The sequence below is a fragment of the Pseudomonas sp. P5_A2_2 genome, from assembly GCF_054177685.1.
Map to the genome: position 1 here is coordinate 1 of NZ_JBGCUL010000216.1, position 6271 is coordinate 6271.

At 62.3% G+C, this 6271-nt stretch carries 6 protein-coding genes; 5 read left to right on the forward strand and 1 reads right to left on the reverse strand.

Annotation, left to right across the window (positions count from 1 at the left end):
• A partial coding sequence (locus ACXRVY_RS14350; RefSeq protein ID WP_458237615.1) for a trimeric intracellular cation channel family protein occupies positions 1–293 on the forward strand: 293 nt, incomplete at its 5' end.
• Here the strand turns inward: ACXRVY_RS14350 and queG are convergent.
• Positions 275–1354 (reverse strand): tRNA epoxyqueuosine(34) reductase QueG, encoded by a 1080-nt coding sequence (gene queG, locus ACXRVY_RS14355; RefSeq protein ID WP_223462518.1) that lies wholly within the window; start codon positions 1352–1354, stop codon positions 275–277. The genes ACXRVY_RS14350 and queG overlap by 19 nt on opposite strands.
• A gap of 63 nt (positions 1355–1417) precedes the next feature.
• Between queG and ACXRVY_RS14360 the strand changes: the two genes are divergently transcribed.
• The 4 genes from ACXRVY_RS14360 to mutL all read left to right on the forward strand — a co-directional run.
• Positions 1418–2917: an NAD(P)H-hydrate dehydratase gene (locus ACXRVY_RS14360; protein ID WP_458237616.1), complete on the forward strand. Its 1500-nt coding sequence runs from the start codon at positions 1418–1420 to the stop codon at positions 2915–2917.
• Complete coding sequence (gene tsaE, locus ACXRVY_RS14365) at positions 2905–3375, forward strand: tRNA (adenosine(37)-N6)-threonylcarbamoyltransferase complex ATPase subunit type 1 TsaE (RefSeq protein WP_223462520.1); 471 nt, start codon at positions 2905–2907, stop codon at positions 3373–3375. Before ACXRVY_RS14360 ends, tsaE begins: the two co-directional genes overlap by 13 nt.
• Complete coding sequence (locus ACXRVY_RS14370; protein ID WP_411740709.1) at positions 3376–4806, forward strand: N-acetylmuramoyl-L-alanine amidase; 1431 nt, start codon at positions 3376–3378, stop codon at positions 4804–4806. It abuts the gene before it with no gap.
• A partial coding sequence (gene mutL / locus ACXRVY_RS14375) for a DNA mismatch repair endonuclease MutL (protein ID WP_458237617.1) occupies positions 4803–6271 on the forward strand: 1469 nt, incomplete at its 3' end. The genes ACXRVY_RS14370 and mutL, both read left to right, overlap by 4 nt.

Below are 6271 nucleotides of genomic sequence, written 5' to 3' on the forward strand. Positions count from 1 at the left end.
CCCTGGAAATGGGCCATGGCATGTTGGTGGCCTCGGTCAGCGGGGTGATCACCGGCGTCTTCGGCGGCATCCTGCGGGACATTTTCTGCAATGATATTCCGCTGATCTTCCGGCGCGAGCTCTATGCCAGCGTGTCGTTTGCGGCGGCGTGGTGCTACATGCTCTGCATCTATCTGCAATTACCCGATGAACAATCGATTCTGATCACCCTGTTCGGTGGATTTTTGCTGCGCTTGCTGGCGATCCGTTTTCACTGGGAAATGCCCAAGTTCGTCTACAACGACGAAGCCTGACGTTCGGCATGTTGGCGCAATGCCCACTCGACATGTTCACGTACCAGTTGCGAAGGATGTTCCCGTCGCGCCTTCAGCGCTTCCAGCACCGGAATCGTTGAAGGCGCATTGCCCAGGCCCACCGCCAGGTTGCGCAACCAGTTTTCGTAACCGGTCCGGCGTAGCGGCGAGCCTTCGGTACTGCTGAGAAACTTCTCTTCATCCCACATGAACAGTTCCGCCAGCCCGGCGTTGTCCAGGTTGTGCCGCGGCTTGAAGTCGCTTTCACCGGACGGACGGGCGAAGCGGTTCCACGGGCAGACAATCTGGCAATCATCGCAACCGAACACCCGATTGCCGATCAGTGGCCGCAAATCTTCAGGGATCGCGCCTTTGAGTTCGATGGTCAGGTAGGAGATGCAACGTCGGGCATCCAGAACATAGGGGCCGACGAAGGCATTGGTCGGGCAGATGTCGAGGCAGGCGCTGCACCGCCCGCAGTGTTCGGTGACGTGGGGCGGGTCTACTGGCAGCGGCAAGTCAACGAACAATTCGGCGAGGAAGAAATAACTGCCTGCCTTGCGATTCAAAACCAGAGTGTTTTTGCCGATCCAGCCCAGGCCGGCCTGTTCGGCGATGGCTTTTTCCAGCACCGGGGCGCTGTCGACGAATGCGCGATAGCCGAAAGGCCCGATGACCGCCTGGATCTTTTCCGCCAATTGTTGCACGCGTTTACGGATCAACTTGTGGTAATCGCGACCCAGGGCATAACGCGAGACGTAGGCTTTTTCCGGCTGGGCGAGCATTTTTGCCATGTGGGTGTCGCCCGCCAGGTAGTCCATGCGCAGGGACACCACGCGCAATGTGCCCGGCACCAGCTCTTCGGGGTGCGAGCGTTTACTGCCGTGGGCGCCCATGTAGTCCATTTCGCCGTGGTAGCCGGCGGCGAGCCAGCGCTCCAGATGCTGCTCATGCTCGGCCAGGTCGAGGCCGCTGATGCCGACTTGTTGAAAGCCCAGCTCACGGCCCCAGTCCTTGATGGATTGGGCGAGGGCGGACAGGTCTGTGGTAATAGCGGGCATGAGGCGAGAGAAACCGGAGCTGAGGTGCGTATAATTCTGCCAGACATCGGAGCCCGAAGACGCATGCCGCACATTAAAGATGAATTACCCGACGCGCTGTACAGCGCTGCACAAGTGCGAAGCCTCGATGCGAGCCTGATCGCGGCCGGCACACCGGGCTTCGAATTGATGCAGCGTGCAGCGTATGCGACCTGGCGGGCCTTGGTTCGCCAATGGCCGACAGCGAAAGAAATGAGCGTGCTGGCCGGTCACGGCAACAATGCCGGGGATGGGTATCTGGTGGCGGCGCTGGCCAAACGTGCCGGTTGGACAGTGCGGGTGCTGGCGGTGGGGGATCCGCGGCGCTTGCAGGGTGATGCAGCGTTGGCCCATGCCGAGGCAGTGTCTGAAAAAGTGCTCATCGAGCCCTGGACCGCACAATCCGGATTGCGCGGCATTGTGCTGGATGCTTTGCTTGGCACCGGACTGGGCGGCGATGTGCGTGAGCCGTATGCCAGCGCCATCGCCGCGATCAACTCCAGCGGGTTGCCGGTTGCGGCGGTGGATATCCCTTCAGGGCTGTGCGCCGATACCGGTCGTGTGCTTGGCTGCGCGGTGTGTGCCGACCTGACGGTGACGTTCATCGGGTTGAAGCTGGGGGTATTCACCGGTGATGCGGCGGATGTGGTGGGTGAGCTGGTGTTCAACGACCTGCACGCCGATCCACATCTGCTCGAGGCGGCACCGCGCAGCGCCCTTCGCCTGACGGCGGCTAATCTGCCGCGTCTGGCCTTCCGGCGACCTGCTTCCCATAAAGGCAAGTTCGGCCATGTGCTGCTGATCGGCGGTGATCGCGGTTATGGCGGAGCGATCCTGCTGAGCGCGCAGGCTGCGCTGCGCAGCGGTGCGGGCATGGTGTCGGTGGCGACCCGCGGTGAACATGTGCCGGCGGYCCTGGCCAGAATCCCCGAGGCCATGGTGTTGGGCGCTTCTTCGGCCAATCAGTTGATGGAGTTGCTGCAAAAAGTTTCCGTATTGGTGGTTGGCCCGGGTCTGGGGCAGGCCGCCTGGGGGCGCAGCCTGTTATCGGCCGCCGCCAACGCACCGCTGCCGCAAGTCTGGGATGCCGATGCACTGAACATGTTGGCCGAAGCGTGTGTGAGTTTGCCCAGGGATTGCGTGATCACGCCGCATCCAGGGGAGGCCGCACGGTTGCTGGGCCTGAGCACTGCCGAGGTTCAGGCTGATCGTCCTGCGGCTGCCCGTGCATTGAGCGAAAAATATACAGYGGTCGTGGTGCTCAAAGGTGCCGGAAGTTTGATCGCCAGTCCCGATGGGCGTCTGGCACTGTGTCATCAGGGGCATCCGGCGATGGCCACTGCCGGTTTGGGAGATGTGCTGGCCGGTTTGCTCGGCGCATTGCTGGCCCAGGGCATGGCCGCATTCGACGCGGCCTGCCTGGGAGTCTGGCTGCACGCCAATGCCGGCGAGCAACAAGGAAAATTGGGCCGTGGGCTGGCGGCCAGTGATCTGATTCCAGCCATTCGTCAGTTGTTGGAGGAGCAAGCACCGTGTCTGAAGTAACCCTGTACCTGGCCGATGAGCAGGCCATGAGCGACTTTGGCGCACGTATTGCCCGAATCACCGAAGGCCATGGCCTGATCTTCCTCGAGGGCGACCTGGGGATGGGCAAAACCACGTTGTCCCGAGGCATCATCCGCGGCTTGGGGCATGTCGGGGCAGTAAAAAGCCCGACGTTCACCCTGGTTGAACCCTACGAGATCGGCGACATTCGCGCCTTCCATTTCGATCTGTATCGCCTGGTCGACCCGGAGGAGCTTGAGTACCTCGGTATCCGCGACTACTTCGAAGATGACGCGCTGTGCCTGATCGAGTGGCCCGACAAAGGTGCAGGCTTTTTGCCAAAGCCTGACCTGACCATTACCATTAGCCCGCAAGACAGCGGGCGTTCGCTGAAAATTTTATCCCAGGGCTCGCGTGGCGAGATCTGGTGTGCCGTTTTGGCATTGGAATCCAAATAGATGATGGGGTTAGGTATGCGCTTTCGCGCGTTGGTGGCTGCCGTAGGGGTGTTGTTTTTGGCGGTAACCGTCGACGCTGTGGCCGATTCGAAGGTCAACAGTGTTCGTCTGTGGCGGGCACCGGACAACACACGACTGGTGTTTGACCTGACCGGCCCGGTGCAACACAGCGTCTTTACCCTGACGGCTCCGGATCGCCTGGTCATCGACATCAATGGCGCGACCCTCGGTGCGCCGCTCAACGTCAACACCTCGAACACCCCGATTACCGCCATGCGTTCGGCCCAGCGAACGCCGACCGACCTGCGGGTGGTTATCGATCTGAAAAGGGCGGTAACGCCGAAGAGCTTCTCCCTGGCGCCGAACGCCCAGTACGGCAACCGGTTGGTGGTCGATCTGTTCGATAACGCCGCGGATGCCGCTCCTCCTCCAGCGCCGACACCGTCGGTCGCCACGGTGCCTGCCGTGCCGGTCACGCCTGCTGAGCCGGCAATCAAGCTGCCGCCGGCTCCGGCCGGCAAGCGCGACATCATTGTGGTGATCGACGCCGGTCACGGAGGCGAAGACCCGGGTGCCTCGGGCTCTCGTGGTCAACGGGAAAAAGACGTGGTACTGGCCATCGCCCGTGAACTGCAACGGCAGGTCAACGGCATGAAAGGCTTCCGCGCCGAACTGACCCGTACCGGCGACTATTTCATTCCGTTGCGCGGCCGTACCGAAATTGCCCGCAAGAAAGGCGCCGACCTGTTTGTCTCGATCCACGCCGACGCCGCGCCTTCTACCGCCGCTTTCGGTGCCTCGGTCTTTGCCCTGTCTGATCGCGGCGCGACCTCGGAGACGGCCCGTTGGCTGGCCGACAGCGAAAACCGTTCCGACCTGATCGGTGGTGCCGGCAACGTCAGCCTCGATGACAAGGACCGCATGCTTGCCGGCGTGCTGCTTGACCTGTCGATGACCGCATCCCTGACGTCCAGCCTGAACGTGGGTCAGAAGGTGCTGAGCAATATCGGCCGGGTTACGCCGCTGCACAAGCAGCGGGTCGAGCAAGCCGGGTTCATGGTGTTGAAGTCGCCGGATATTCCGTCGATCCTGGTGGAAACCGGGTTCATCTCCAACGCCGACGAAGCCTCGAAACTCGCGGCATCGAGCCATCAGCAGGCGTTGGCGCGTTCGATCAGCAGCGGCGTGCGTCAGTTCTTCCAGCAGAACCCTCCACCGGGCACTTACATCGCCTGGCTGCGTGATTCCGGCAAAATCGCCCAAGGCCCACGTGACCACCGGGTAAACCCGGGCGAAACGCTGGCGATGATCGCCGTGCGCTATCAGGTGTCGCCCGCGACCCTGCGCAGCGCCAACAACCTGTCGAGCGATGAGCTCAAGATCGGTCAACACCTGACTATTCCGGGCACTGAATTGGCGGCCAAAGAATGAATCAGGTCGAGAACAACAGCGCTCGCATCGAGCTGCTCAGCCCGCGACTGGCGAACCAGATTGCCGCGGGTGAGGTGGTCGAACGCCCGGCTTCGGTGATCAAGGAGCTATTGGAAAACAGCCTTGACTCCGGTGCCAGGCGTATCGATGTCGATGTGGAGCAGGGCGGCGTCAAGCTGCTGCGGGTGCGCGACGATGGCAGCGGCATTTCCGCCGATGACCTGCCGCTGGCCCTGGCCCGTCACGCCACCAGCAAGATCCGCAACCTGGAAGACCTCGAACAGGTCATGAGCCTGGGGTTTCGTGGTGAGGCCCTGGCATCGATCAGCTCCGTCGCGCGCCTGACCCTGACCTCGCGCACCCGCGACGCCGATCAGGCCTGGCAGGTCGAGACCGAGGGCCGGGACATGGCGCCCCGCGTGCAGCCTGCGGCCCACCCGGTGGGCACTTCGGTTGAAGTGCGCGACCTGTTCTTCAATACGCCGGCACGTCGCAAATTTCTCAAGACTGAAAAAACCGAATTCGATCACCTGCAAGAAGTGATCAGGCGCCTGGCCCTGGCGCGCTTCGATGTGGCGTTCCATCTGCGCCACAACGGCAAGACCATCCTCAGCCTGCACGAGGCCCATGATGATGCGGCCCGTGCCCGGCGCGTGGCGGCGATCTGCGGGCCGGGCTTCCTGGAGCAGGCGCTGCCGATCGAGATCGAGCGCAACGGTCTGCATCTATGGGGTTGGGTCGGCTTGCCGACCTTCAATCGCAGCCAGGCCGATTTGCAGTATTTCTTCGTCAATGGCCGTGCCGTGCGCGACAAACTGGTGGCCCACGCGGTACGCCAGGCCTATCGCGACGTTTTGTTCAATGGTCGGCACCCGACCTTTGTGCTGTTTTTCGAAGTCGATCCGACCGGCGTCGACGTCAACGTGCACCCGACCAAGCACGAAGTGCGCTTCCGTGAAGGACGCATGGTTCACGATTTTCTCTATGGCACCTTGCACCGTGCCTTGGGCGATGTGCGACCGGACGATCATCTGGCGGCGCCGGTCGCCACGGCCATCGTCCGGCCTACCGGCCTTGAAGCCGGTGAATTCGGGCCCCAGGGCGAAATGCGCCTGGCTGCCAATGCGCTGCTGGAACAGCCTCAGGCTCAGCCGTCGTTCAATACACCGGCGGGTTCGGGAGCTGGCGCGGGTTATCAGTATCAATACACACCGCGTCCGCAGTCCGGTGTGCCCGTCGCCGAAGCGCAGGCCGCCTATCGCGAGTTCTTTGCGCCGCTGCCCGAGGCCAATGCCGTTGCGCTACCGGCCGGGCAGGACGACATTCCGCCGCTGGGTTATGCACTGGCACAACTCAAGGGCATCTACATTCTTTCGGAAAACGCCCAGGGCCTGGTACTGGTGGACATGCATGCCGCCCACGAGCGGATCATGTATGAGCGTCTGAAGGTGGCGATGGCCAGCGA

What these genes read in the sequence shown, in the direction of transcription:
- queG (WP_223462518.1), bottom strand. Translation starts at nt 1,354, where the DNA reads ATGCCCGCTATTACCACAGACCTGTCCGCCCTCGCCCAATCCATCAAG.
- ACXRVY_RS14370 (WP_411740709.1), top strand. Translation starts at nt 3,376, where the DNA reads ATGATGGGGTTAGGTATGCGCTTTCGCGCGTTGGTGGCTGCCGTAGGG.